Annotated in this window: 21 protein-coding genes; 15 read left to right on the forward strand and 6 right to left on the reverse strand. The window is 43.5% G+C overall.

Annotated features, from left to right (window positions below; translation table 11 throughout):
* Positions 1–119: 119 nt before the first annotated feature.
* From AC6CHI_RS00080 to AC6CHI_RS00120, 9 genes are all read left to right on the forward strand, one after another.
* On the forward strand, positions 120–2159 hold the full coding sequence (locus tag AC6CHI_RS00080; protein WP_458891086.1) for a UvrD-helicase domain-containing protein: 2040 nt from the start codon (positions 120–122) through the stop codon (positions 2157–2159).
* A 34-nt stretch (positions 2160–2193) separates the two neighbouring features.
* Entirely contained in the window at positions 2194–2646 is a 453-nt protein-coding gene (gene dut / locus AC6CHI_RS00085) for a dUTP diphosphatase (RefSeq protein ID WP_458891085.1), read from the forward strand.
* 205 nt (positions 2647–2851) lie between these two features.
* Positions 2852–4276 (forward strand): phosphomannomutase/phosphoglucomutase, encoded by a 1425-nt coding sequence (locus AC6CHI_RS00090; protein WP_498118974.1) that lies wholly within the window; start codon positions 2852–2854, stop codon positions 4274–4276.
* 12 nt (positions 4277–4288) lie between these two features.
* Positions 4289–5188: an acetylglutamate kinase gene (argB, locus tag AC6CHI_RS00095; RefSeq protein ID WP_458891082.1), complete on the forward strand. Its 900-nt coding sequence runs from the start codon at positions 4289–4291 to the stop codon at positions 5186–5188.
* Between the two features lie 148 nt (positions 5189–5336).
* Positions 5337–6116 (forward strand): GNAT family N-acetyltransferase, encoded by a 780-nt coding sequence (locus tag AC6CHI_RS00100; RefSeq protein WP_498118975.1) that lies wholly within the window; start codon positions 5337–5339, stop codon positions 6114–6116.
* Between the two features lie 99 nt (positions 6117–6215).
* Positions 6216–7064 (forward strand): class II glutamine amidotransferase, encoded by an 849-nt coding sequence (locus tag AC6CHI_RS00105; RefSeq protein ID WP_458891080.1) that lies wholly within the window; start codon positions 6216–6218, stop codon positions 7062–7064.
* 265 nt (positions 7065–7329) lie between these two features.
* The gene (locus AC6CHI_RS00110; RefSeq protein WP_458891079.1) at positions 7330–7785 is read left to right on the forward strand and encodes a bacteriohemerythrin; all 456 of its coding nucleotides are present in this window, start codon (positions 7330–7332) and stop codon (positions 7783–7785) included.
* Between the two features lie 174 nt (positions 7786–7959).
* A complete protein-coding gene (locus AC6CHI_RS00115; protein ID WP_498118976.1) occupies positions 7960–9042 on the forward strand; it encodes a hypothetical protein in 1083 nt (360 codons plus the stop codon).
* Complete coding sequence (locus tag AC6CHI_RS00120; RefSeq protein ID WP_498118977.1) at positions 9042–9365, forward strand: RnfH family protein; 324 nt, start codon at positions 9042–9044, stop codon at positions 9363–9365. The genes AC6CHI_RS00115 and AC6CHI_RS00120 overlap by 1 nt, the downstream gene beginning before the upstream one ends.
* Before the next feature lie 45 nt (positions 9366–9410).
* Here AC6CHI_RS00120 and AC6CHI_RS00125 read toward each other — a convergent pair whose 3' ends face one another.
* Complete coding sequence (locus AC6CHI_RS00125) at positions 9411–9809, reverse strand: outer membrane protein assembly factor BamE (protein ID WP_458891076.1); 399 nt, start codon at positions 9807–9809, stop codon at positions 9411–9413.
* Between the two features lie 114 nt (positions 9810–9923).
* Here AC6CHI_RS00125 and fur point away from each other — a divergent pair, with 114 nt between their 5' ends.
* Positions 9924–10361, forward strand: coding sequence for a ferric iron uptake transcriptional regulator (fur, locus tag AC6CHI_RS00130; RefSeq protein WP_458891075.1), 438 nt, complete (start codon positions 9924–9926; stop codon positions 10359–10361).
* Between the two features lie 98 nt (positions 10362–10459).
* On the opposite strand, the gene AC6CHI_RS00135 is transcribed toward fur, so the two are convergent.
* The 3 genes from AC6CHI_RS00135 to AC6CHI_RS00145 form a co-directional block, all read right to left on the reverse strand.
* Positions 10460–14056 (reverse strand): AAA family ATPase, encoded by a 3597-nt coding sequence (locus AC6CHI_RS00135; RefSeq protein ID WP_498118978.1) that lies wholly within the window; start codon positions 14054–14056, stop codon positions 10460–10462.
* 9 nt (positions 14057–14065) lie between these two features.
* A complete protein-coding gene (locus tag AC6CHI_RS00140) occupies positions 14066–15319 on the reverse strand; it encodes an exonuclease SbcCD subunit D C-terminal domain-containing protein (RefSeq protein WP_498118979.1) in 1254 nt (417 codons plus the stop codon).
* A gap of 106 nt (positions 15320–15425) precedes the next feature.
* On the reverse strand, positions 15426–15803 hold the full coding sequence (locus AC6CHI_RS00145) for a VOC family protein (protein ID WP_498118980.1): 378 nt from the start codon (positions 15801–15803) through the stop codon (positions 15426–15428).
* A gap of 307 nt (positions 15804–16110) precedes the next feature.
* Between AC6CHI_RS00145 and AC6CHI_RS00150 the strand changes: the two genes are divergently transcribed.
* Positions 16111–16557, forward strand: a complete 447-nt coding sequence (locus AC6CHI_RS00150) for an ABZJ_00895 family protein (protein WP_498118981.1) — start codon at positions 16111–16113, stop codon at positions 16555–16557.
* 67 nt (positions 16558–16624) lie between these two features.
* Positions 16625–17521 (forward strand): TIGR01777 family oxidoreductase, encoded by an 897-nt coding sequence (locus AC6CHI_RS00155; protein ID WP_498118982.1) that lies wholly within the window; start codon positions 16625–16627, stop codon positions 17519–17521.
* A 4-nt stretch (positions 17522–17525) separates the two neighbouring features.
* Here the strand turns inward: AC6CHI_RS00155 and AC6CHI_RS00160 are convergent, their stop codons facing one another.
* Both AC6CHI_RS00160 and hemB read right to left on the reverse strand, forming a co-directional pair.
* The gene (locus tag AC6CHI_RS00160; RefSeq protein WP_498118983.1) at positions 17526–18644 is read right to left on the reverse strand and encodes an NAD(P)/FAD-dependent oxidoreductase; all 1119 of its coding nucleotides are present in this window, start codon (positions 18642–18644) and stop codon (positions 17526–17528) included.
* 16 nt (positions 18645–18660) lie between these two features.
* Positions 18661–19674, reverse strand: a complete 1014-nt coding sequence (hemB, locus tag AC6CHI_RS00165; protein WP_498118984.1) for a porphobilinogen synthase — start codon at positions 19672–19674, stop codon at positions 18661–18663.
* A 108-nt stretch (positions 19675–19782) separates the two neighbouring features.
* Here hemB and AC6CHI_RS00170 point away from each other — a divergent pair, with 108 nt between their 5' ends.
* From AC6CHI_RS00170 to AC6CHI_RS00180, 3 genes are all read left to right on the forward strand, one after another.
* Positions 19783–20280: a thioesterase family protein gene (locus AC6CHI_RS00170; RefSeq protein WP_498118985.1), complete on the forward strand. Its 498-nt coding sequence runs from the start codon at positions 19783–19785 to the stop codon at positions 20278–20280.
* Between the two features lie 273 nt (positions 20281–20553).
* Positions 20554–21690 carry an HlyD family secretion protein gene (locus AC6CHI_RS00175; protein WP_498118986.1) on the forward strand — a complete coding sequence of 379 codons (1137 nt, stop codon included), beginning with the start codon at positions 20554–20556 and terminating at the stop codon, positions 21688–21690.
* A gap of 6 nt (positions 21691–21696) precedes the next feature.
* Positions 21697–23220 (forward strand): DHA2 family efflux MFS transporter permease subunit, encoded by a 1524-nt coding sequence (locus AC6CHI_RS00180; protein WP_498118987.1) that lies wholly within the window; start codon positions 21697–21699, stop codon positions 23218–23220.
* Positions 23221–23239 lie beyond the last annotated feature (19 nt).

Consider the following 23239-nt stretch of genomic DNA (forward strand, 5'->3'; position numbering starts at 1 on the left):
GAGTTTCGGAAAAGCCACCTTAAGGTGGCTTTTTTTATGAACAGAGAATCGTCATTTTGGGTTAGGCAATAGCTGGTTTGATGTCTATAATCTAGCTCGGAGAAAAAAGAGGAATCACTATGTCACTGGCAAGTCAGTTAAACGACAAGCAACTTGAAGCCATGAAATATACTCAAGGACCCTTGTTAGTACTTGCAGGGGCGGGTTCGGGTAAAACTTCGGTAATTACCCGTAAAATTGCTTATTTGGTTAAGCATTGTGGTATTCCTGCACATCGTATTACCGCAATGACCTTCACCAATAAAGCGGCACGTGAAATGAAAGAGCGTGTTACGAAATTGCTGTCACGTGAAGAAGCCAAAGGGCTTTCAGTTTCGACCTTCCATACTTTTGGGCTAAATCTATTGCGTATTGAGCTTAAAAATACGCCCTTAAAAGCCAATTTCTCTATTTTGGATGCCGATGACTGTAAACGTATTCTGATGGACTTGATGCATCGCGATAATTTGTCGGGTGCGGAAAGCAAAGAATTAATCGCCAAAGCGATGAGAATGATTTCAGACTGGAAAAATGACTTGATTCCACCTGAACAGGCCCACACGACCTGTGAAACGCCTGAAGATATTCAAATGGCGCATTTATACCAACTCTATGAACGCAATCTACGCGCCTACAATGCCGTAGATTTTGATGATCTGATTGTGATGCCGACGCGCTTGTTACAAGAAAATCAAGAAGTGCGTGATCGTTGGCAAAATCGTATTCGCTATTTATTGGTCGATGAATATCAAGATACCAATACTGCCCAGTATATTTTGGTGAAGCTGCTGGTTGGTGTAATGGGTCAGTTTACGGCCGTGGGTGATGATGACCAGTCGATTTATGCATGGCGTGGAGCAAAGCCAGAAAATATGGCATTGCTAAATGAAGATTTTCGCAATTTAAAAGTCATTAAGCTCGAGCAGAATTACCGTTCTACCAGCCGTATTTTAAAAGCGGCCAATACCGTGATTGGAAATAACCCGCATATTTTTGATAAAAAATTATGGTCAGACAAAGGTCATGGCGAAGTGATTCGCGTGATTACCTGCCGTAATGACGATGATGAAGCAGAACGCGTGGTCAAAGATCTGATTACCCACAAATTGATGAATGGGAAAAACTGGAAAGACTATGCCATTTTATATCGGGGTAACTTTCAGGCACGCATTTTAGAAACTCAACTACGTCAAATGCAGATCCCGTATAAGTTGTCGGGTGGTCAGTCATTCTTTGCGCGCGCTGAAATCAAAGACATTATGAGCTATTTGCGCCTGATCATTAACCCTGAAGATGACAGTGCCTTTCTACGCATTATTAATACACCGAAACGTGCGATTGGCCCTGTGACTCTAGAAAAGCTCGGGTTATTTGCACAGGAAAATCACTTGTCGCTCTTAGCTGCAGCGGGTGATCAGCGTTTGACCATGGCGATTCCGAAAAAGGCCACCACCCAGTTGGCTGAATTTGCTGAGTTTATTAGTAACTTTACCCGTGAGTTGCTGGAAGATGATGAACCTGTGCCGATTATTCGCCAGATGATGCTCGAAGCGGGTTATATCGACTACATCAAAGAGTCTGCTGCTACACCAGCACAGGAAAAAACCAAACTCGACAATATTGAAGTGTTATACACCAGCATTCAAAGTTTGATTAACCGTGCCGAAGATGTGGATGAGCGCAATATTGAAAGTGTAATTCGTAAAATGGTGTTGCTGGATATGTTGGAGCAACAACAGGAAGAAGAAGATACGGACAAGGTGAACTTGTTGACTTTGCATGCATCAAAAGGCTTGGAATTTCCATTTGTTTATTTGATTGGTTTGGAAGAAGAGCTGCTGCCACATAAAAACTCGATTGTGGCGGAAACTGTCGAAGAAGAACGCCGTTTGATGTATGTGGGGATTACTCGTGCGCGTCAAGGGCTGACCATTACCTTGGCAGAACAGCGTAAAGCCGGTGGACAAATGCGTCAAATGACCCCAAGCCGCTTTTTAGATGAATTACCCCAAGATGAACTGGAATGGTTAGGGCGCAAGAAAAAGCTGGCAGGCAATGTCGATCCAAAGCAGCAAGCGCAGCACTATCTTGAAAATTTACGTGCGTTAATTAAACGCTAATCCCAATATTTATTTTGCAACAATAGGAAACATTATGAAGGTTCAAGTTAAAGTTCTAGATGCACGTTTAGGACAAGAGTGGCCTATGCCCACTTATGCAACGCAAGGTTCAGCAGGTTTGGATTTGCGTGCATGTGTAACTGAGCCAACCGTAATTGAACCGGGTCAAACCGTGCTGGTTAAAACTGGTCTCGCTATTTATATTGAAGATACAGGTTTTGCTGGTCTGATTCTGCCACGTTCAGGCTTGGGCCATAAGCACGGTATTGTTTTAGGTAACTTGGTCGGTTTAATTGACTCGGATTACCAAGGGGAATTAATGGTTTCTGTATGGAACCGTGGTCAAACGGCATTTACTTTAGAGCCGGGTGAGCGTTTGGCGCAATATGTCCTTGTTCCGGTTGTACAGGCAGAATTTGAACAAGTGGATGAATTTGTCGCGACTGAACGTGGTGCAGGTGGTTTTGGACACACGGGTAAAAACTGATGTTATGCTGAAAGAACCTTCGGGTTCTTTCATTTTGAAATATAAAAGATTTTATTAAGATTACTTTTAAACCACTTCACGATAACTTAAATAGTATTAACAGTTCGATTCTATTCAGATATAAACTAGAAATATTTTAAAACATTTATGTTGTGTGAATACGGTGAACTGAATTCAGTTTGCTCGATTCTGAAGTTCCTAAGATATGAATATTCAACAACCTTTATTTCCATGGCAGGTATTCCGTGCCTATGATATCCGTGGAAAACTTACACTTTTAAGCCCTGAGTTGATGGAAGCCATTGCGCATGGTTTGGTTTGCCAGTATCAGCAAGCCGGTCAAAACTCAGTGGTAATTGGTTATGATGCTCGTTTGAGTAGTCCTGCTTACGCCCAAATTATACAAACAATCTTTGAAAAAAATGGGTTTCAGGTCACCAATGTCGGCTGTTGTTCCAGCCCAATGCTGTATTACACAGCACGTCAATTTTCAGGCAATGGCATTATGGTCACGGCTAGTCATAATCCAAAAAGCGATAATGGCATTAAATGGATTATGCAAGGCATTCCGCCATGCCCCGATATGATTCAGCAAGTGGCTTATGTGGCGAGTTTACAATTTTCACCCCAGCGTAAAGTTACAGTACCTACAATGCCGCATCAATTTGATGTGAGTTATTGCTTGCAGTATCAGCAAGCGATGTTGCAAGACATTCAACTGCAACGGCCCTTCCATGTGGTGCTTGATGGTTTGCATGGCTCTGCTGGGCGTTGTGCCGTATTGATCTTAGAAAAACTCGGTTGTCAGGTCACAGCACTTCGTTGTGAATCGAATGGTGAATTTCCAGATCATGCGCCTGATCCTTCACAGGCATGCCATTTAACTGCGTTAACCGCAACCGTTCGAGAGCAACAGGCCGATCTGGGTATCGCGCTCGATGGTGATGGAGATCGTTTGGTACTGGTGGATGAGAACGGCACAATTATTAGCGCAGACCGCCTATTGTCCTTATTTGCCCAAATGTGTCTGACTACACATCCTCAGCATGAAGTGGTGTTTGATGTGAAATGCTCAACCATGGTGCGGAATACGATTCGTGAATTGGGCGGGCAGCCGAAAATGATTCGTACCGGCAGCACCTTCCTGAAAAAATACCTACTACAATCTCAGGGTCGTGCGGTATTTGGCGGTGAGTATGCGGGACATTATGTATTTAATGATGGTCGTGGCTTTGGCTATGATGATGGTCTCTATGCCGGATTAAGAGTGTTGGAATTTTTAAGCCAGACCACGGGTTTAACCCTGTCCCAAGCCTTGTCCAAATATCCGGAACGTTGTGGCACTGAAGATACTTATATCAGTACCTACAGCACAGATCCGAAATTATTACTGGCGGATATTGAAGTCAACAGCCACCATCTGGCGGCACAATTAAGTAAAATTGATGGTGTAAGGCTTGATTTTGAAGACGGTTTTGGCATTATTCGAGCATCCAATACGGGTGAATATTTCACGGTCCGTTTTGATGCCGATAATCCTGTTCGTTTAAATGATATTCGGCAATCATTTGTTTCCATGTTAAGTGACCGATACCCTAAAATCGCACACGACATTTTAAAAGCTCATTGAGGAGAGAGGCGAATGCCACATCAGCAGACTGGCATCGACAAAGCACAAATTTTGACTGAAGCTTTGCCGTATATTCAACGTTTTTCAGGTAAAACGCTGGTCGTAAAATATGGCGGCAATGCAATGACCGATCCAGAGCTAGAAAGCTCTTTTGCGCGGGATATTGTGCTGTTAAAAACAGTCGGTTTAAACCCGATTGTGGTGCATGGCGGTGGTCCACAAGTTGACTCTTTCTTAAAGCAATTGGGGCGTGAATCTGACCGTATTGATGGCATGCGCGTGACCGATGCGGCGACCATGGAAGTGGTTGAAATGGTCTTGGGCGGTAGTGTGAACAAATCGATCGTGAACTTGATTAACCAGCATGGTGGTCGTGCCATTGGTTTAACTGGTAAAGATGGCAATTTAATTCGCGCGCGTAAACTTTTAATGCAGAAAAACCAAGAAGATGGTTCGGTGCAGCAGATTGATTTAGGTCTAGTCGGTGAAGTGACTGGGGTTAAAACCGATGTGCTAGAAATGTTCACCCAAAGTGATTTCATTCCTGTAATTGCACCTTTAGGCGTCGATGATCAGGGTAATACCTATAACATCAATGCGGATTTGGTGGCGGGTAAAGTCGCTGAAGCTCTAGGTGCAGAAAAGCTGATTCTACTCACCAATATCACCGGTGTATTGGATGAAAACAAAAACTTGCTTACAGGCTTAACCACACAGGAAGTCGATCGACTGATTGAAACAGGTGTGATTTACGGGGGCATGATTCCTAAAGTGGGTTGTGCATTGGATGCCGTGAAAGGTGGTGTGGTCAGTGCGCATATTGTAGATGGTCGTGTTCCACATGCTACCTTGCTTGAAATCTTTACCGATCATGGGGTAGGTACACTGATTACCAACCGTGCTAAGCACTGAGATTCAAGTGAGTTGTAAAATGCCAGCGAAATGCTGGCATTTTTATTGTGGGAGGAGCGACAGGATTTAAGTTTCGCCTCAACTTTGGTCATGCTACTGTCATCTAGTTTTTCTAGTGTAGGGGAAGAATCACTGGAGAGCATGATCCATGTTTGAAAAGCTGAACCTATATCGTCAACAATTAAATTTTCCACATCCTAAAAAAAATACGAGTCAAACCCAATATCGCTTTGAATGGGTAGAAGATTTAAAACAATTACAAGAAGTACAAAAATTTCGAGCGGAACAGTTTTCACAACAATTTGGGATTCAGTTTGAGCAGGGGTTAGATCAGGACCTCTATGATTTTGGTTGTGAGCATGCCGTACTGCGGGATAAATATAGCAATGAAATTGTGGCATATACTCGCTTAAAACGACTGCAAGCTTCGGATTTAGCCCACAGCTACAGTGCCCAAGAATTTAAAATTGTCGATGAGTTGGGACATTTATCGAATATTGTCGAAATTGGTCGAACCTGTGTGCATCATCGTTATCGCTCTGGGCGTGCACTCTCGGTCTTATGGCTTAATCTTGTGCCTAAAGTCCTTTGGGAAATGCGGGCGAAATACCTAATTGGTTGCGTTAGCATTCGTTTACAAGGCAATCAGGCACGTGCTTACTATACGCATCAGTATTTAAAACAGCTCAGTCCAGCGCAGACCTGCGCCATTCAACCGCAAGAAGCTTATGAGCCCACGCATCCTGAATATAGTTTCCCGCAGGATGAAAAAATTCCCAAGTTATTTGATGTGTATTTGAAAATGCACGCTAAATTGTCGCAACAGGCCTTTTATGATCGCGAATTTAATTGTCTTGATTATTTTGTGCTGCTTGAAGTGAACAAAATGGCGAAAAATTTTGTCATGCAAAAACAAAGGCAACGCTAAGCATTAAAATTACTGTCGCTAGCACAGATTCAGATTTACAAGCTTTGCTTTCGTCATGCACAATAAACCCATACTTAATAAATGTGTTTATAGTTGCTTATGTGCCAGTTGCTTGGAATGAATTGTGCGACCCCGACGGATATTACTTTTTCTTTCCGTGGATTTTCGCAGCGCGCTGGCATTACTTCCGACCATTGTGATGGTTTTGGCATCGCATTTTTTGAAGACAAAGCCTGCCGTTTATTTGTCGATAACCAGTCTGCAGTGGAATCACCGATTGCAGAATTAATTCGCAATTATCCGATTAAATCACGCAACGTGATTGCGCATATTCGTAAAGCCACCCAAGGTAAAATTAACCTCGAAAATTCGCATCCTTTTATGCGAGAACTCTGGGGAAGACAATGGATTTTTGCGCATAATGGTGATTTACATGATTTCGATCCACCACTTACGGGGCGTTTTACACCCGTGGGCAACACCGATAGCGAACGTGCATTTTGTTTTTTATTGGATCAATTGGTGGCACGATTTGGTTATGTTGAACCATCACTCAAGCAAATTTTTGAATTATTGTTAGAAATCTCCCCAAAAATTGCAGAGCATGGGACTTTTAATTTTTGTTTGTCCAATGGTCAGGCATTATTTAGCTATGCAATTACCAAATTGCATTGGCTGGTTCGCGAATATCCGTTTAAACCTGCGCAATTGATCGATTTAGATGTCGAGGTCGATTTTAGTCAGGTCACTACACCTGAAGACCGTGTAGCGGTGATTACCACCGAACCTTTGACGCAAAATGAAACTTGGCAAGCATTTCAACCTGGTGAAATGATTTTATTTCAACATGGGAAACCGATTCAGCATGCACTGACCCATGTGCAGCGTTTGATCCGTGAACAAGAAAATCCAGCGTTAAAACGTGTAACCCGTGCCGATCAATATTGAGCAGCATTGGCGGACTAAACGGCTAAAAGTCCGAAGTAGGTTAAAATTAAAGTTTTAATAATTAAAGAAAAAATATTATGTTTGGTTAATAAATATCTTATTCTTTTGATCGGGTATAAATTAATTAATGCATATATATCATGGGCTTAGTTTTACAATATAGCTAAATACTTGAATCCAGAGCAATTTACTTGTTTTTTATTTGTTTTCAATATCGTTACTATCCTTTTCCAGTAATGAATAATGAATGTGAAATGGGGGGCGTATGAAGATGAAATGGGTTCCAGAATATAATACCGGTATCGATGTAATTGATGATCAGCATAAGCGTATTCTCGATTATATTAATGAAATTGATGATGTTGCGCTGGATACTGATCGTGCGCGAATTAAACAGATTCTCGACAATATTATTGACTACACTCAATCCCATTTTACTTTTGAAGAATCCTTACAAGAAGAAGCGGGTTATAAATACCGAGTGCCGCATAAACGCGTACATGATTTATTTATTAAAAAAATTGAATCGTATCGTGACCGTTTTGAAATGGGGCATTCGATTGAAGCTGAATTGCATGAAGTTTTAGCGAAATGGCTGATTAACCATATTCAGCACGATGATGCTGATTATGTCGGTGCGGTCAAAGAAAACATGATGGGTATTATTAAAGAAAAAGAACAGAAAAAGGGTAAAAACTGGTTCGCACGTTTCTTCTCTTAAGTACAGCAAGGGCTGAGATTCAGCATGGACAAGCTGTGCAAAAGAATTAAAAAATTGAAAAAAAGAAAATAAAGTATTGGCGCAGCAAACCATCTGTTCGGTGGTTTGCTTTTCTTTTTGATTTTCACGCATGAGAAAGGCAAAATAGCGATAGATTTTTTTCAGGAATGCATCATGCAGGATAATGCTATGTCACGATGGTTATCGCCGCTGATGGCTTTTTGTTTGTCATTCATCATTATTGCCACATTGGCACCAATTGTTGGGATACAGGCAGAACGTCAGCTCGATTTCTGGTTGCTTTGGTTGGGCACAATGTTGGTTTTAGCCTTGCCGATTTGTTATTTGGAAATCGCATTGGCAAAGCGCTCTAAAAGCACAGCACTGAATGCATTGTCGAGCTTAACCCGTGATGCGGATGCCTCGTCGAAATGGCGTTTAGTGGGTTGGCTTGCGGTGGTGTTTATGCCATTCCTTGCTGGTGCAATGTTATTTCATGTCAGCCAATACAGTGCGCAATGGCTGCTGCAAGGCATTCAAGCTTCCTATATTTTTCTTGGCATCGCGATTGCCGCGATTGCTTTATCACTGTTACCGCGTCAGATTCTTGCTGCCATTACAGCACTCGGGGTGATTGCTGCGTTGATTTTTTCACAATTGAGTGAGGCCGCATTACCAGCATGGCACATGACCGCACTTGAATTTGGTGAGTGGGGCAGTGCTACGGTATTGGCACTGGTGGCGAGTGGTCTTGGTTTAGGGGTGTATTGGCAAACGAGTCTGGTGCAAATTAAACAGCAAGAGGTTGCCACTAAAACGGTATTACCAATTTGGATTGCTCAATTGGTTGCGGTCTTGGCATTTGCTTATTTTGCAGTCGCGGCTCAGCTTCCAGTCATGGCTTTATTGGTGGCAACGGTAGCTGGGGCTGCATTGTTATTGCAGTTGGCACGTGAGCAGTTGGCACAACGTCAAATTATGCTTGCCGTACAATGGGCTGTTCTTGTTGCTGCTGTGCTGGTCTGGGCTATTCCGAGCATCAGCGTGATATTCAATATTGTTCTGGTACTTTGGGGCTTGGTGATTTGCTTGATTTATGCCATTTTTGCAGGCTGGATTATGAAAATTAGCCATTTACGCAAGGCCATGAATTTCAGCAATGAGTTATTTTACAATATCTGGCGTATCGCTGTTCGTATTGTGCTGCCATTATCAATTTTACTTGCGATCGTATCGGTCTTAGGGCAATTGATCTAATGGCTGAGCAGGCAAAGGTATGGGTCGCCTATGCGACACCTGAACAGCAATTTCACTTGGAAGTGCCTTTTCAAACTGGGATGACCGCACTCGATGCGATTGAGCAAAGTGGTCTTCGCCAACAGGTAGAATTACCTGAGGTATTGCAGTTGGGGATTTTTGGGCTTCGTATATCTGAGCCGACTCATTTACTGCAAGCAGGTGATCGGGTTGAGATTTATCGGGCACTCACCATTAACCCTAAAGACATTCGCCGTAAGCGTGCAGCACAAAATCCCGTCGGACGCTTTGCCAAAGGCAATCGCTTTAAACAATTGAAATGATATAAAAAACCCCTCATCGAGGGGTTTCTTTTTATTTTAAAGTGTCTATAGTGGGGGCGCAGTTAAAATTGCTTCTTTCGATCCTGGTAAACCAGGTTGTGATTCTGGAATGGTTTCTAAACCTTCAATTTTGTTCACAATGCCATTTTGATCGAAGTAAATTTTCAAATGTTGACCATGTGCTGCCGGAATCTTGGCTTTTTTAGCATAAGTTCCTGGGATATAATTGTAGATGTAGTCCCATCGATATGGATTTAATGGATCTGCAACGGTTGGACTACCCAGTAAAAAACGCACTTGTTGGTGACTCATGCCGACTTGGATTTTGGACGCTTGGGCTTGGGTTAATGGTGTTCCTTGAGGAATATCTACTTTATAAACGCCCAAGGTCGAACAGCCCGCGAGCAGTGAAGTGACGAATAACGTCAACATGATTTTTTGCATTTTGCTACACTATCCCAAATTAATTTTGATGCATTTGATCCAAGGATAGATCATACTGCATCTTAACTTTGTTGCATATTCCAACTTTAAATTTGTTGAGAGAGACCTTTTTTCATGCCTATTTCAAACCAAGACTTACGCAAAGCTGGACTTAAAGTTACACTTCCACGAATTAAAATATTAGAATTATTAGAAAATTCAAAACAGCATCATTTAAGTGCGGAAGATATTTACAAGACTTTACTCGAACAGGGTGAAGATGTCGGTTTAGCAACTGTGTATCGCGTGTTAACGCAATTCGAAGCTGCTGGCATTATTCAGCGCCATCATTTTGAAAACAATCACTCTGTTTTTGAAATTATGCAAGAAGATCACCACGACCACTTGGTTTGCCAAAACTGTAACAAAGTTGTTGAATTTACTAACGAAGTTATTGAACATGAACAGCATACCGTGGCTGAAAAACATGGTTTTACCTTAACGGGTCACTCACTCAATCTGTATGGCTACTGCAGTGATCAAGAATGTCAGGATGCATTACGTAAAAAGTAATGTAACTTAATGACCTTCTTGAAAGTAAAAAGGCTTCAAAATGAAGCCTTTTTTATTGTGTGTTTAAAGTTGATTGCTCATCAATTGATGTCGCCTGTTTAAGACACAATTTGAATACGGCTTGCACCTGAACCCATTGGCTGAACCTGAATCTGCACTGGAATCCGTTCGTGCATTTCTTGGATATGGGAAATGAGTACCACCTTACGTCCCTGATTTTGTAATTGGTCAAAGGCGTTCATTACCATATGCAGTGACGAGGCATCTAAGGTTCCAAAGCCTTCGTCGATAAATAGCGATTCAATTTTCATGGAGCCTGCAGCCATATTGGCAATCGCCAAAGACAGGGCAAGTGAAGTCAGGAACGATTCTCCCCCCGAAAGCGAAGCCACCGAACGCGTTTCACCATCCATATCATGATCAATAATGGCTAGACTGAGCGAATTGTCCAAGCGCTTTAAAGTATAGCGTTGCGATAGCTGTGCCAGTTGCTGGTTCGCATATTCAATTAAAATATCTAAATGATATTGTTGTGCCAAATCACGGAATTTTTTCCCCGTTGCATCGCCCATCAAGCTGGAAATTTTTGCCCAGCGATGTTCTTGCTGCTGAATTTGCTGAATTTGGGTGGCGAATTGCTGTTGCTTGGCTAAATTTTGCTGATGCAGTTCCAGTTTGAGTTTTAATTGATCGCGTTGTTCAGTCTGTTGCTGTAATTGTTCTACGTTGGCTGAAATTAACTGGAGCAATTGTGCATAAGTGATTTGTGGTTGCTGTTGTAGATGCTGCTGCCATTGGTTTTGTAATGTCGTCAAGGCATAAGCGGCTTCATTTAACAGACGATCCGCTTGTTGTACACTCAGGCGCAACTGTTGTTCTTGTATTGAAGAAATCGCAAGAAGCTCGGTTAATTGGAGTTCTGTAAAATCACTGTGCTGAGTTAACCATGTGTTGATGTCAGTTTGAACCTGATCAAGGGCTTGTTGCTGTTGCTGTTGTTGTGCTTGCAATTGTTCCAGTGCATTTTTCTGCTGTTCAAAATTTTGACGTGCCTGTTCAAAGCTCTGCTTGAGTTGTTGATAGTGTTGCTGTAACTGTTGACGCTGCTGATCATGCTGCTGCAGCCATTCAGTGGCTTTCAGTTCGGTAGCCCCGTTCATTTGTACAATGAGTTGATGCGCGGCTTCGGTATTGTGTTTCCCTTTGGCTTCCACTTCTTGTAGTTGCTGTAGCAACGCATGACGTTGTGACTGAAGGTTGCTGAGATGGGTTTTTAGTACTTGCAGTTGTTGTGCTGAATGCTCCTGTTGTTTGCTTAACGCTTCAACCTGTTCAAGCTGTTGTGCACGTTGCTGCAAATGCTGCAACGTTTTTTGTGCAGCGGTCAGTGGCTGTTCCAGCCACATGGCGTTTTCATGTGCAGATAGGCAATCCATAATCTGCTGAATGTGCTGTTGCCACTGCTGTACAGATTCCAATTGATGGGAAATCTGTTGAACTTTCTGGGTTAAATGCAATTGATCTTTATGGGCCTGATTCAATTGTTCTAAGTCCAACTCATCTTGCTGTTTGTGTTGAGTGGTTTCTACAATCTGCGCTTGAAGTGTCGCTAAGATTTGCTTTTGAGTTTGATCTAAATCTAAACATAGTTCCGATTGCGTTAAATGCTGCTGCAATTCTTTACGCTGAAGTTCAGTTTTTACATGAGCCTGCTGCAAGGACTGTTGCAATTGCGTCTGCTCAGTACTCAGTTGTATAAATTGTTGTTGAGCCGTTTGCCAAAGTTGTAGGCATTGCTGTTCCTGCTGCATGGCTTGCTGTTCTTGTTGCTGTTGCAACTCATACAAAGCCTTCGATACCAGATTTTCATCCTCGCGATAAGGATGCTCTGTACTGCCGCAAACAAGGCAGGCTTCGCCTGATTTTAGTTCAGCGCGTAAATGTTCAATATTATCGGCATGCAGTAAGCGTTGTTGTTGCAAGAAGGTTTGCAATTTTTCACGTTCACTTTGAGCAGATTGGAATTTTAATTCTGCTTGTTGAGCTTGCTGTTCCGCGTGTTGGTGCTGCTGTTGAATGGTGTGTAATTTGCCATTAAGACCGAGTATTTCATGATTTAAAGTAAACCATTGCTGGAGCTTTTGCTGAATGCTATCCAGTTGATTGAGTTGAAGCTGTAGCTGCTCTTTATTTTTCTGACACTGCGCTTGTTGCATTTCAATTTGAGCCGTTGTCCCAAACTGTGCCATTAATTTTTGCAGCTGCAAGGTATCTTGATCACGCTGTTGCTGAGCTTGTTGCAGATTGCCTAGGGTATTTTCGACTTTTTGATAATGCTGAATAAACTGATGCAATTGCTGAAGATGTGCGTTTAAGCTCTTATCTAAGGGTGCAAAGTGATGGCTGTTGTGCAATTGTGCAGCATAGGTCTGTTGCTGGGCATCCAATTGTTGCAGTTGTTGTTCTAACTGCTGTTGCTGTTTGAGTAGCGGCTGTTGCTGAGCGTCTAATTCCTGTAGACGACCTTTGGTTTTCTTATATTCATCAGCGATATAGTCTCGTTCTTGCACGTATTTACGTACTTCAGCCAGTTCTTGTTGATGCTCTACTTCAAAAGTTTGGAACTGAGTAAGTGCGGTGTCAGCTTGCTGAAAGTGATTTTTCTCTTGATCGAACTGGGTCGATAGAGTGGTAAAGTTCTGTTGTTGCTGTTGAATTTTGGGTGTGAGTTGTTGCAGCGTATGCAGTATTTGCTGTTGTTGAAATACCACAGGACGTATGCCAGAGAAGGTTTCAAGTTGGGTCAGACGTTGGCGGTCTGGTGCTAAAGCCGCATGGGCTTGTTGTTGTGTCAGATGCTGTTGTTGTTTAAGTGCAATCTCTTGCTCGAATTTATGCAGTTGCTCAAACCATTGCTGTTGTTGCGTATGTTGAAGTTTTTCTTGTTCGAGGTGTTGAACCGTTTGTTGTGCTACGGTGAATTGGCGACGAAGTTCTGCAAGTTCTTCTTCCGAGAGCAGTTCAAGATGCCCTAAAACATTTTCTAGTTCTTTGCGCTGTGCCGCGATGGTTTTGGTTTTTTCATAAGCCAATTGTCCAATCTTGCCAAAAATACTGGAATTGGTCAGGTATTCCAATAACTCGCCACGCTCATTATCCCGTGCTTTTAAAAAAGCCGTCACTTCAGACTGTGCCAACAACACTGCACGGGTAAATTGTTCAAAACTCAGCTGGGTAATCTGTTGAATAGCACTGTCTACCGCTTTGGTTTTGTCTGCGATCACCACATCATCGCTTAAACATTTTAAATAGCGTTGTACATTTTGCAGTTTGCCTGTGGCACTTTCACGTGCGCGTTTCACTTCCCAACGTGCCAAATAACGCTTTTGGTCTTGGGCGATAAAACACAGCTCGGCAAAACCATGTCCCGAACCACGACGCAATACGGTGAGGGGGGAATTGGTCAGTAACTCCGAACCATCACTGTCGAGCAATTTACCATCGCTTTCTTTTAGGCGCGGAATTTTGTTAAACAGGGCCAAGCACATGGCATCTAGAATGGTCGATTTTCCTGCGCCGGTTTTACCCACAATGGCGATTAAGCCAGCACTGGCTAAAGGTTCCGCATCAAAATCGATCAGGTGTTCGCCAGCCAGAGAGGCTAGATTTTTAATGCGAATAGATAAAATTTTCATGGCAAACCTTTAACTGTTTTGTTCTTCTTCTAATGCTTTTTCCGCATCTTGTACCAAACTCATAAAGTCACTGAACACAGCATCATCTGCGCTATAACCTTGCTTTTCCCAGACTGTTTGGAACAGTTGTGCTGGCGTAGGTGGCTCAAGCTGTATGGTCTGTGCATTTGAAGCATCTTGTTCTGAGGCTAAATATTGGCGGGAAATCCGCACCAGACGATAACGTCCCTCAGGTAAAGCCTGCTCAAACTGCTGACGTAAATTGGGTGGTGGAGGGGTTAGGCTATGGTATTCAATATCGACATATTCTCGTTGGTCAATATTTTCAATTTCACCAGGGGCTAAATTTTTAAGTTGCTGTAAGACGTCATTCATCTCACCGCGAATACGGTGTAAGGCAATACTGCGCGGGATTGGCAATACCTTCAGTTGCAAGCGGGCTGAAGCTTCAAGCTTAGGATCGATCGTGATCTCTAAGACCTGATGCTTGTAATTGACTTCACTAAAGGACAGGGGAATGGGAGAGCCACTATAGCGAATATGTTCTTGCCCCACTTTTTGCGGTTTATGCAAATGTCCTAGAGCCACATAATCAATCACCTCATCAAATAATGCGGTTGAAAGGGCTTCTTCATTGCCTATGATAATCGGGCGTTCTGAATCTGATGTTTCAGCGCCTTGCATGTGGGCATGTGACATTAGAATCAGGGCTTGATCAGGTGTTTTATGGGCTTTGGCTACTGCAATCAGCTGCTGATGTAAATGTGCAATGGCTTCTTGACTGTCACTGCTCTGTTCATTAATACCAGTAATTTCAGCAGGACGTAAAAAGGGCAGACTCAAGCACCAAGCGACAATTTGTTGCTGCTCATCAACAATGGGAATGAGCAGGCGATTGAGGTCTAGTTGACCTTCGGCATTTTTGTGAATGACCCCAACCGCTTTGGCATTGTATTTCGACAGCAGCGGTTCGACTTGTTCAATGCGATAGCCCGAATCATGATTACCGGCAATTATAAGCGTTTGCATGTGCGGAGCCACCGCATGAGCATCGGCTAAAAACTGGTAGAGCTGCTTTTGTGCGCTCGATGCAGGATTAATGACATCAAAAATATCACCTGCAATGAGCAATGCATGCGGTTGCTGAATTTTGATTTGATCGATGAGCCACGCAAGGAATTGTTCATGCTCGTACTGACGGGAATGGTTGTAAAAGAATTGCCCTAAATGCCAGTCAGATGTATGAAAAAAGCGAACAGTCATGTGATTTCAAAGTATAAAAATGCCTCGTATAACTTAGCATATTTTGCAGCACTACATGTGCTGTAGACATTTAAAGCGACAGCTTCAGTCGCAAGAAAATACAATTTTAAACAGCATTTGGATCGAGTTGAACCAAGCCAAAAGTATTATGATCGGGGTCGAGAAAATAGCCTTGCCAGCATTTATTGGGAATGGCAAATTTGGGCATGGCAACTTGTCCACCTAATTCCAAGATTTTTGCAGCAGTTGTATCAAAGTCCTCAACCTGAATGGAACAGGTAAAGGCATTGGTGCCGCAATGGGGCGGCGGAACAGCGACGGGTCGTTTTAATAAGCCGCCATGCAAATTTGCCGTTTCAATTTGATAATATTCAATCGGTAGACCTTCCACTTTTGTGAAGTTCCAGCCAAAAATCGCGTGGTAAAACTGAATATCACGTGCAGGATGAGAGGATTGGATTTCAAAATAAACCATTGCTTGCATGGTCGTGATTCCATTTTTATTCTTCTGAAAAATAAAGACCGACGATTCGAGTGATGATGAAATCGTCGGTCAAGAAACGGTGTATGCTTTCAATTTTTAAGCTGCTGTTTTAAAAATTGAACCATAACGCCAAGCTTGTTGCTTTTGGTAGAAGGTCGCCGAAAATATTGTGGATGCCGGTACAAATTGACGGTTTCGAACCTTGTACCCTTATTAACGCGAACAAGTTTGAATTGGTTGACAAGAAAATTAAAAAAAACTGATTTTTTTTTTATAATGGTTTTTTGCCCCTTTTAGAGCTGAGTTGATGATACCACTCCGTCGATATTTTATTTGGTTTTTTGTCCTGTGCTTTGTGTTTACCTGTATTTGCGGTGTAGTCGCAGCGCTGATGCCGCGAGGCATGGGGGGAATCCTAACCGCTGTACCTTATTTGGTGGCAATGATTTGGGTGTTATTTAAATTCCTGAAACAACAAAAACGTGCTCCGACGCAAAGCGAACGTAAGCGTTTTACGCTCGGCTTTAGCCTGATTTTTTGGGGCTATAATTTGTTAGGCCTACTGGGCGGAATTTATTTCTTTTCACGCAGCAATCCAACCATTTGGCAAGACTTGTTGCTCTATCTGCAACAACCGCAGTTTATGGCCGTGGTCATCATCATGTTCTTGTTGATTGCGATCCCCCTGTATGTGCTGACCTATTGGTTTTATGGAGCACAGGCACAACGGATGGCAACAAAAATGTTTGGTTAACAGAGTATGGCTTGTATTTGTGCGGATTCTATTCTATAGATTAAACATCTGACCATGAGATTGTTTTATGTACAAACCAGTGGTGTTGATTACCGGGGCTTCAGGATTCATAGGCTCAAATCTGGTGCCTTATTTATTGGCACGCGATTATCAAGTGATTGGGGTTTCGCGGAAACCGCAAACGCGCAGCCATCCTGATTTAAGCTGGATCCAGCAATTCGAGGAACTACAAAACCCGTCGATTGATTATGTGATTAATTTGGCGGGTGAAAGCATTGCTCAGGGGCGCTGGACTGAGCAGCGCAAACAGAAGCTGATACAAAGCCGTGTTCAAACCACGCAGAAACTCTATCGCTATTTACACAGTCAGCAAATTTTCCCTAAATGTATTCTTTCGGGTTCAGCCGTGGGCTATTACGGTATTGATGCTACGGAACAATGGCAGCAAGTGTGCACTGAAAGCACGCAGGGGCAATCGATCTTCATGTCCCAGTTGTGCCAGCAATGGGAACAGGCGGCTCTCGCGGATTCGACGCAAAACACCAAAATTATGCGTTTAGGTGTGGTGTTTGGGCGTGGTGGTGGAATTTTGCCGCAAATGTTATTTCCCATTAAGTGGAATTTGGTGGGGAAAATTGGTCATGGTCGGCAACCTGTGGTCTGGGTGCATATGCAAGATGTGCTTCGCGCCATGGAATTTATTCTTACCCAAAACACAGAACAAAAAATATTTAATGTGGTGGCACCCGAAAAAGTTAGGCAGTGCCAATTTGCTCAAACCGCGGCCTTACTGTTAAAGCGGCATCCTATGTTAAGTTTACCGGCTTGGGTATTTAAAAACTTGCTGGGGGAGCAATCGCAACTGATTTTAAATGGTCAGTTTGTACAACCTCAAGCTTTGCAGCAGGCGGGATTCGAGTTTGAATTTCCGACGCTAAAAGAAGCCCTGCAAAATTTGCTTTAAGGGCTTAACACGGTTGCGGCACAACCCTGAAGAATTGAGCAGGAGCATAAGCCTGCGCATTAATGAAGGTCGGCTGTTTCAACATCAGCTGACGTAACAATTGTGCCGATGCTGGCCCCATGCATAAGCCATTTCTAAAATGACCCAGATTCAGCCAGACATTTTTTAGATGTGGTAACTGACCAATATAAGGAATGCCTTCAGATGAACTTGGGCGCAAACCGGCCCATTGTTGTACCACAGGGAACTGGGCTAGCTCTGGCACCATTTCATAAGCAGCCGCTAAAATATTTTGCTGAATCTGCTCGGACGTTTCGGCATTAAAGCCACAATCCTGCATGCTAGAACCACAGACAATATGACCATCTATGCGCGGAATGAGATACATCACCTGATTCATACACATGGTCGGCAACCAGTGTGCAGGGGCTTGAATCAATGCCATTTGACCTTGGATCGGACGAACAGGAAGTTCTAAACCGAGTTGCTCCGACCATAAACCCGACCACGCGCCCGTGGCAAGCACAAATTGATCGGCATAGACTTTTTGTCCAGCTGCGGTTTCTACGTATTGCACTTGGTCATCTTGAACATGAAACTTTTCAATCGGGGTTTGATCGAAAAAATTCACCTTGGGATGCAATTCTAAATAGCGTCGAATCGACTGCAACAGGCGCGGATTTCTGATATTGGCAATTTCAGGAAAATAGATGGCGTGCTGGAATTGCTCGGCGATATGCGGATTGACCTGTTCTAAATGCTCACGCTGCAAATATTCGCAATGCTGCATCGGTTCTTGAAACTGGGTTTTATAATTGAGACCGACTTCAAAATCGGCTTCATCGAAAATCAGCATACCAGTTTCATGGATTTGAAAATCAATGCCGGTAATCGGCTGTAATTTTTCATTCCAAGTTTGATACAGGGCTTTGCCATGTTGGGCCAAGCTATTCACGGCTTGTGGATAACGCCAAGGATACATCGGAGAGAGAATACCACCACCGGCCCAAGAGGCTTGACCGGCATAAGTCTGGTTATAAATGCTGACTTGGCAACCTTGTTCGACCAGTTCCAAAGCAGACAATAAACCGCTGATGCCTGCACCAATGATGACGATATTCATAAGGATTCGATGTGAATTAGTTCATGGCTTTGAGTTTGCGTGCAGCCTCTTCGGCAAAGTAGGTCCAGATGCCATCAGCACCTGCACGGCGGCAGCTCATGAGGGATTCGATAATGACCTGATCGGATAACCAGCCATTTTGAATCGCGCCTGCCAACATGGCATATTCACCACTGACCTGATACACAAAAGTAGGAATACCAAAGGTATCTTTAACTTCACGGACGATGTCTAAATAGGGCATACCTGGTTTGACAATCACCATATCAGCACCTTCTTGAATATCCAGTGCAATTTCATGTAAGGCTTCGGCGCGGTTGCCAATATCCATTTGGTAATTATATTTATTGCCACCTTTCAAGTTGCTGGCAGAACCTACGGCATCGCGGAATGGACCATAAAAACTTGAAGCATATTTGGCTGAATACGCCATGATATTGGTATAAATATGACCGTTGGCTTCAAGTGCTTGGCGGATGGCGCCAATACGGCCGTCCATCATGTCACTCGGTGCGACCACATCGGCACCCGCTTCAGCATGACTGAGCGCTTGTTTAATTAAACATTCTACCGTTTCATCATTGAGCACATAGCCTGTGTCATCAATAATGCCATCCTGACCATGCGTGGTATAAGGATCAAGGGCACCATCGGTAATCAACACCATTTCTGGCAGTTCTTTTTTGAGTAAGCGCACTGTGTTTTGGACTAAACCATCTTCACGCCATGCGGCTTCAGCCGTTAAGCTTTTGTCTTCTTGTGGGGTTACAGGGAACAATGCCAGTTTAGACACACCCAGTTCGAGTAAGGTTTCTGCTTTTTTTAATAAGAGGTCTGCCGAGAGACGTTGGACATTCGGCATGCTCGGAATATCTTGGGTTTGATTTTGTCCTGGCAGTACAAATACGGGATAAATCAAATGATCGGTAGTGAGTTGAGTTTCTCGAACCATGGCACGTAGTTGGTCATTTTTTCGAATACGACGCATACGAGTGGCAGGAAATGCTGGACGATTGAACGTATAAGTCATAACAATCTCACTGATCAGTATTAAACTAGGCAGTATTGTAGACCTATCCCGTAACTTTTGGGGCAAAATGCGGTCGTTTTTTCTAAATTTAAGGTGTTCGAGTAAATTATGAGCGATATGGAAAAGAAATGGACGGGGGGCATTCACTTGGGCGCAAAAGTTGATCTTGATCTGGTATTGGAACAGTTGTGTCATACCTTTAACCATTCTCCTTTTTTCTCTCATAATAGTATGACCATGCGCGTGGTGGATCAGCAGATTGAAGGCTATATTGAAATGCAGCCACACATGATTGGTAATATGGCCTTTCAAATTTTGCATGGCGGTGTTGCAGCAACGCTACTGGATAGCGTCGGGGGGATTGTTGCGATGGGTGAATTGTACAAACGCGCTGAACCTGAGCATTTGCCTGAGACCATTAAAAAAGTGACACGCTTGGCCACCGTAGATATGCGAGTAGATTATTTGTCACCAGGTCGCGGCAAATTCTTTATTGCTCGTGCAGAAACTTTACGTTTAGGTCGTAAAGGCTGCACCATGCGTATGACTTTGGTTAACGATGAAGATAAAGCCATTGCGACAGCCATCGCGTCTTATGCTTTTTAAAGTAATTGAAAAGTAAAATATTTCTTTGCATGTCATGAATAAAAGATGATCGAGAACCCGTCATGATATGGCGGGTTTAATCAATTAATAAACCGATCAGTCTAAAAAATAATTCTCATAATGTGATTTTTTTATTTAATATTCCTAGCCAAATATGAATTAAAGAAATGACTTTCTCATCGACACAATTCCTGCATTTTAAAAATACTGAAAAAAATGTGGTGATTTGTGGATTTTGTGGTGACCAAGTCTGTCTGGTGTAAGGAATAAACGATGACAGAAGCCTCAACAACTCCATCACAATCGACGCATGCCAATATGCAGGCAAAACGCAAAAAAGCCTTCTCGGTGTTTGGGCTGATCCTTGTGATTATTGCGGTGGTATATGCGATTTGGGCACTTCTGTTGAATCACTATGTCAGTACCGAAAATGCTTATGTTGGTGCCGAAACGGCATCGATTACCTCAATGGTCAATGGGCAGGTGCAAAAGGTTTTGGTGAAAGACACTCAACAGGTCAAGCAGGGCGATGTGCTGGTACAAATTGATGATCGAGATGCAACCATTGCGGTGGCGGCTGCACAAGCCGAATTAGCCAAAGCCAAGCGTCAATACAAACAAACCCGTGCCAACAGTAGCGCCTTAAATTCGCAAGTCTTTGTGAGTGATGATGGGATTCATAGTGCCGAAGCGCAAGTGCAAAAAGCACAGGTCGATTTAGGCAAAGCAGAAAAAGAATTGCAGCGTCGTCATCAACTGAGTGCTTCAGGAGCAATTTCCAAAGAGGAATTAAGCACCGCACAGATTGCCGTCGACAATGCCAAAGCGGGGCTTGCGGTAAACAAAGCGGCTTTGGCTCAGGCCATCTCCAATCAAAAGGCAGCACAAAGTACCCTTGCTGCGAATGATGCCTTAATTCAAGACAGCGATGAGAATTCGACTCCAGATGTGTTAATTGCAGAAACCAAATTAAAGCAAGCTTTGCTTGATTTGGAACGTACCCAGATTAAAGCCCCCTTAGATGGCGTGGTCACGCGCCGTAATATTCAGGTGGGACAACGCGTTGCACCAGGCACAGTCATGATGATGGTGGTGCCAGTGTCACAACTGTATGTGGATGCTAACTTTAAAGAAAGCCAGCTAGAGAAAGTTCGAGCAGGGCAAAAAGTGACCTTGTCATCCGATTTATATGGCGATGCGGTGGAATTTCACGGCACTGTACAAGGTTTTTCTGGTGGTACAGGTGCAGCGTTTGCGTTGATTCCTGCCCAAAATGCCACAGGGAACTGGATTAAAGTGGTGCAGCGTTTGCCTGTTCGTATTGCTCTAGATCCGCAAGAGTTGGCAAAATATCCGTTACGTGTCGGCCTGTCGATGGAAGCCAAAATTGATTTACGTTCTGTGAAGTAATTTCTCATGAACCCATATCGTCCTTTTGGTGATTTACAAGGTGGCCGCTTGATGCTGGCTGCCTTTGTATTGGCATTGGCAAATTTTATGGTGGTGCTGGATATGACCATCGCCAATGTCTCGGTCCCGCATATTACAGGCAGTTTGGCAGTTTCCAGCTCACAGGGCACATGGGTGATTACCTCCTATGCTGTGGCCGAAGCGATTTGTGTTCCCTTAACAGGCTGGTTGGCTGGGCGTTTTGGTACGGTCAGGCTTTTTATAATCAGTTTAATTGGCTTTACCACCTTTTCTGTGTTGTGTGGTCTTTCCACCAGTTTGGAAATGCTGGTGTTCTGCCGGATTGGACAGGGACTGTTTGGCGGCCCAATCATGCCACTCAGCCAGACGCTCCTGATGCGGATTTTCCCACCGGAAAAACAATCGCAAGCGATGGGTATGTGGGCAATGACCACTGTGGTTGGACCCATTTTAGGACCAATTTTAGGTGGGTCGATTAGTGACAACTGGTCATGGCACTGGATTTTCTTTATCAATATTCCCGTGGGAATTGTGTGTGCCTTGGCGGCGATTCGACTTTTGAAACCCGCTGAAACCGATAAATTCCGACTTCCGATTGATGCGGTTGGTCTGGGCTTGCTGGTGATTTGGATTGGTGCCTTGCAACTCATGCTTGACCTAGGGCATGAAAATGACTGGTTCAACAGCAGCTTTATTTGCCTGTTGGCGGTCATTACTATTGTCGGTCTGATAGCGTTTATTATTTGGGAACTGACCGAAGAGCACCCCATCGTTAACATTGCGATTTTTCGATATCGGGGCTTTACCATTGCGGTCTTGTCACTGGCATTTGCCTTTGGTGGCTTCTTTAGCAGTATTGTACTGATTCCGCAATGGGTACAGGTCAATCTGGCGTATACCGCGACGTGGGCGGGTTATCTCACTGCGACCATGGGCTTTGGTAGTCTGACCATGTCGCCTGTGGTGGCAAAGCTGTCGACCAAATATGATCAGCGAGCTTTGGCCAGTTTTGGCTTAATGTTGATGGGTGTTGTAACCCTGATGCGGGCTTTCTGGATTACCGATGCTGATTTTATGACCTTGGCGATGCCACAAATCCTACAGGGCTTTGCTGTGCCATTTTTCTTTATTCCCTTGTCGAACATTGCCTTAGGCTCAGTCTTAACTCAAGAGATGGCTTCGGCTGCGGGCTTAATGAACTTTTTAAGAACCATGGCAGGCGCCATCGGGGCATCCATAGCCGTGACCATTTGGGATGATCATGCCAAAGTGGCGCGTAGTGAGATGGTCTCTAACTTACATCCGACAGAAGTACAGGCGACTTTATTGCAAAATGGCATGAGCCATGAAACCAGCTTGGGTGTAATTTCAAATCTGGTGGATAAGGAAGCCATGACCATGTCGGTCGATCATGTCTTCCTAATTCTGACCTTGGTGTTTGTGGTGGCCAGTTTAATCATTTGGCTTGCACCAAAACCGAAAACTAAAGTGACTGGACCTAGCCATTAAGTTTAAAAAAACACCGCCA

This window comes from Acinetobacter sp. GQ146 (assembly GCF_059758585.1).

Excerpts from the sequence above, each read along its gene's own strand:
- AC6CHI_RS00135 (WP_498118978.1), bottom strand. The coding sequence starts at position 14,056 with ATGAAAATTTTATCTATTCGCATTAAAAATCTAGCCTCTCTGGCTGGC.
- AC6CHI_RS00115 (WP_498118976.1), top strand. The coding sequence starts at position 7,960 with ATGCAGGATAATGCTATGTCACGATGGTTATCGCCGCTGATGGCTTTT.
- AC6CHI_RS00160 (WP_498118983.1), bottom strand. The coding sequence starts at position 18,644 with ATGAATATCGTCATCATTGGTGCAGGCATCAGCGGTTTATTGTCTGCT.
- argB (WP_458891082.1), top strand. The coding sequence starts at position 4,289 with ATGCCACATCAGCAGACTGGCATCGACAAAGCACAAATTTTGACTGAA.
- AC6CHI_RS00080 (WP_458891086.1), top strand. The coding sequence starts at position 120 with ATGTCACTGGCAAGTCAGTTAAACGACAAGCAACTTGAAGCCATGAAA.
- AC6CHI_RS00145 (WP_498118980.1), bottom strand. The coding sequence starts at position 15,803 with ATGCAAGCAATGGTTTATTTTGAAATCCAATCCTCTCATCCTGCACGT.
- AC6CHI_RS00100 (WP_498118975.1), top strand. The coding sequence starts at position 5,337 with ATGTTTGAAAAGCTGAACCTATATCGTCAACAATTAAATTTTCCACAT.
- AC6CHI_RS00090 (WP_498118974.1), top strand. The coding sequence starts at position 2,852 with ATGAATATTCAACAACCTTTATTTCCATGGCAGGTATTCCGTGCCTAT.
- AC6CHI_RS00170 (WP_498118985.1), top strand. The coding sequence starts at position 19,783 with ATGAGCGATATGGAAAAGAAATGGACGGGGGGCATTCACTTGGGCGCA.
- hemB (WP_498118984.1), bottom strand. The coding sequence starts at position 19,674 with ATGACTTATACGTTCAATCGTCCAGCATTTCCTGCCACTCGTATGCGT.
- AC6CHI_RS00180 (WP_498118987.1), top strand. The coding sequence starts at position 21,697 with ATGAACCCATATCGTCCTTTTGGTGATTTACAAGGTGGCCGCTTGATG.
- AC6CHI_RS00175 (WP_498118986.1), top strand. The coding sequence starts at position 20,554 with ATGACAGAAGCCTCAACAACTCCATCACAATCGACGCATGCCAATATG.
- dut (WP_458891085.1), top strand. The coding sequence starts at position 2,194 with ATGAAGGTTCAAGTTAAAGTTCTAGATGCACGTTTAGGACAAGAGTGG.
- AC6CHI_RS00155 (WP_498118982.1), top strand. The coding sequence starts at position 16,625 with ATGTACAAACCAGTGGTGTTGATTACCGGGGCTTCAGGATTCATAGGC.
- AC6CHI_RS00125 (WP_458891076.1), bottom strand. The coding sequence starts at position 9,809 with ATGCAAAAAATCATGTTGACGTTATTCGTCACTTCACTGCTCGCGGGC.
- AC6CHI_RS00120 (WP_498118977.1), top strand. The coding sequence starts at position 9,042 with ATGGCTGAGCAGGCAAAGGTATGGGTCGCCTATGCGACACCTGAACAG.
- AC6CHI_RS00105 (WP_458891080.1), top strand. The coding sequence starts at position 6,216 with ATGTGCCAGTTGCTTGGAATGAATTGTGCGACCCCGACGGATATTACT.
- fur (WP_458891075.1), top strand. The coding sequence starts at position 9,924 with ATGCCTATTTCAAACCAAGACTTACGCAAAGCTGGACTTAAAGTTACA.
- AC6CHI_RS00140 (WP_498118979.1), bottom strand. The coding sequence starts at position 15,319 with ATGACTGTTCGCTTTTTTCATACATCTGACTGGCATTTAGGGCAATTC.
- AC6CHI_RS00150 (WP_498118981.1), top strand. The coding sequence starts at position 16,111 with ATGATACCACTCCGTCGATATTTTATTTGGTTTTTTGTCCTGTGCTTT.
- AC6CHI_RS00110 (WP_458891079.1), top strand. The coding sequence starts at position 7,330 with ATGAAGATGAAATGGGTTCCAGAATATAATACCGGTATCGATGTAATT.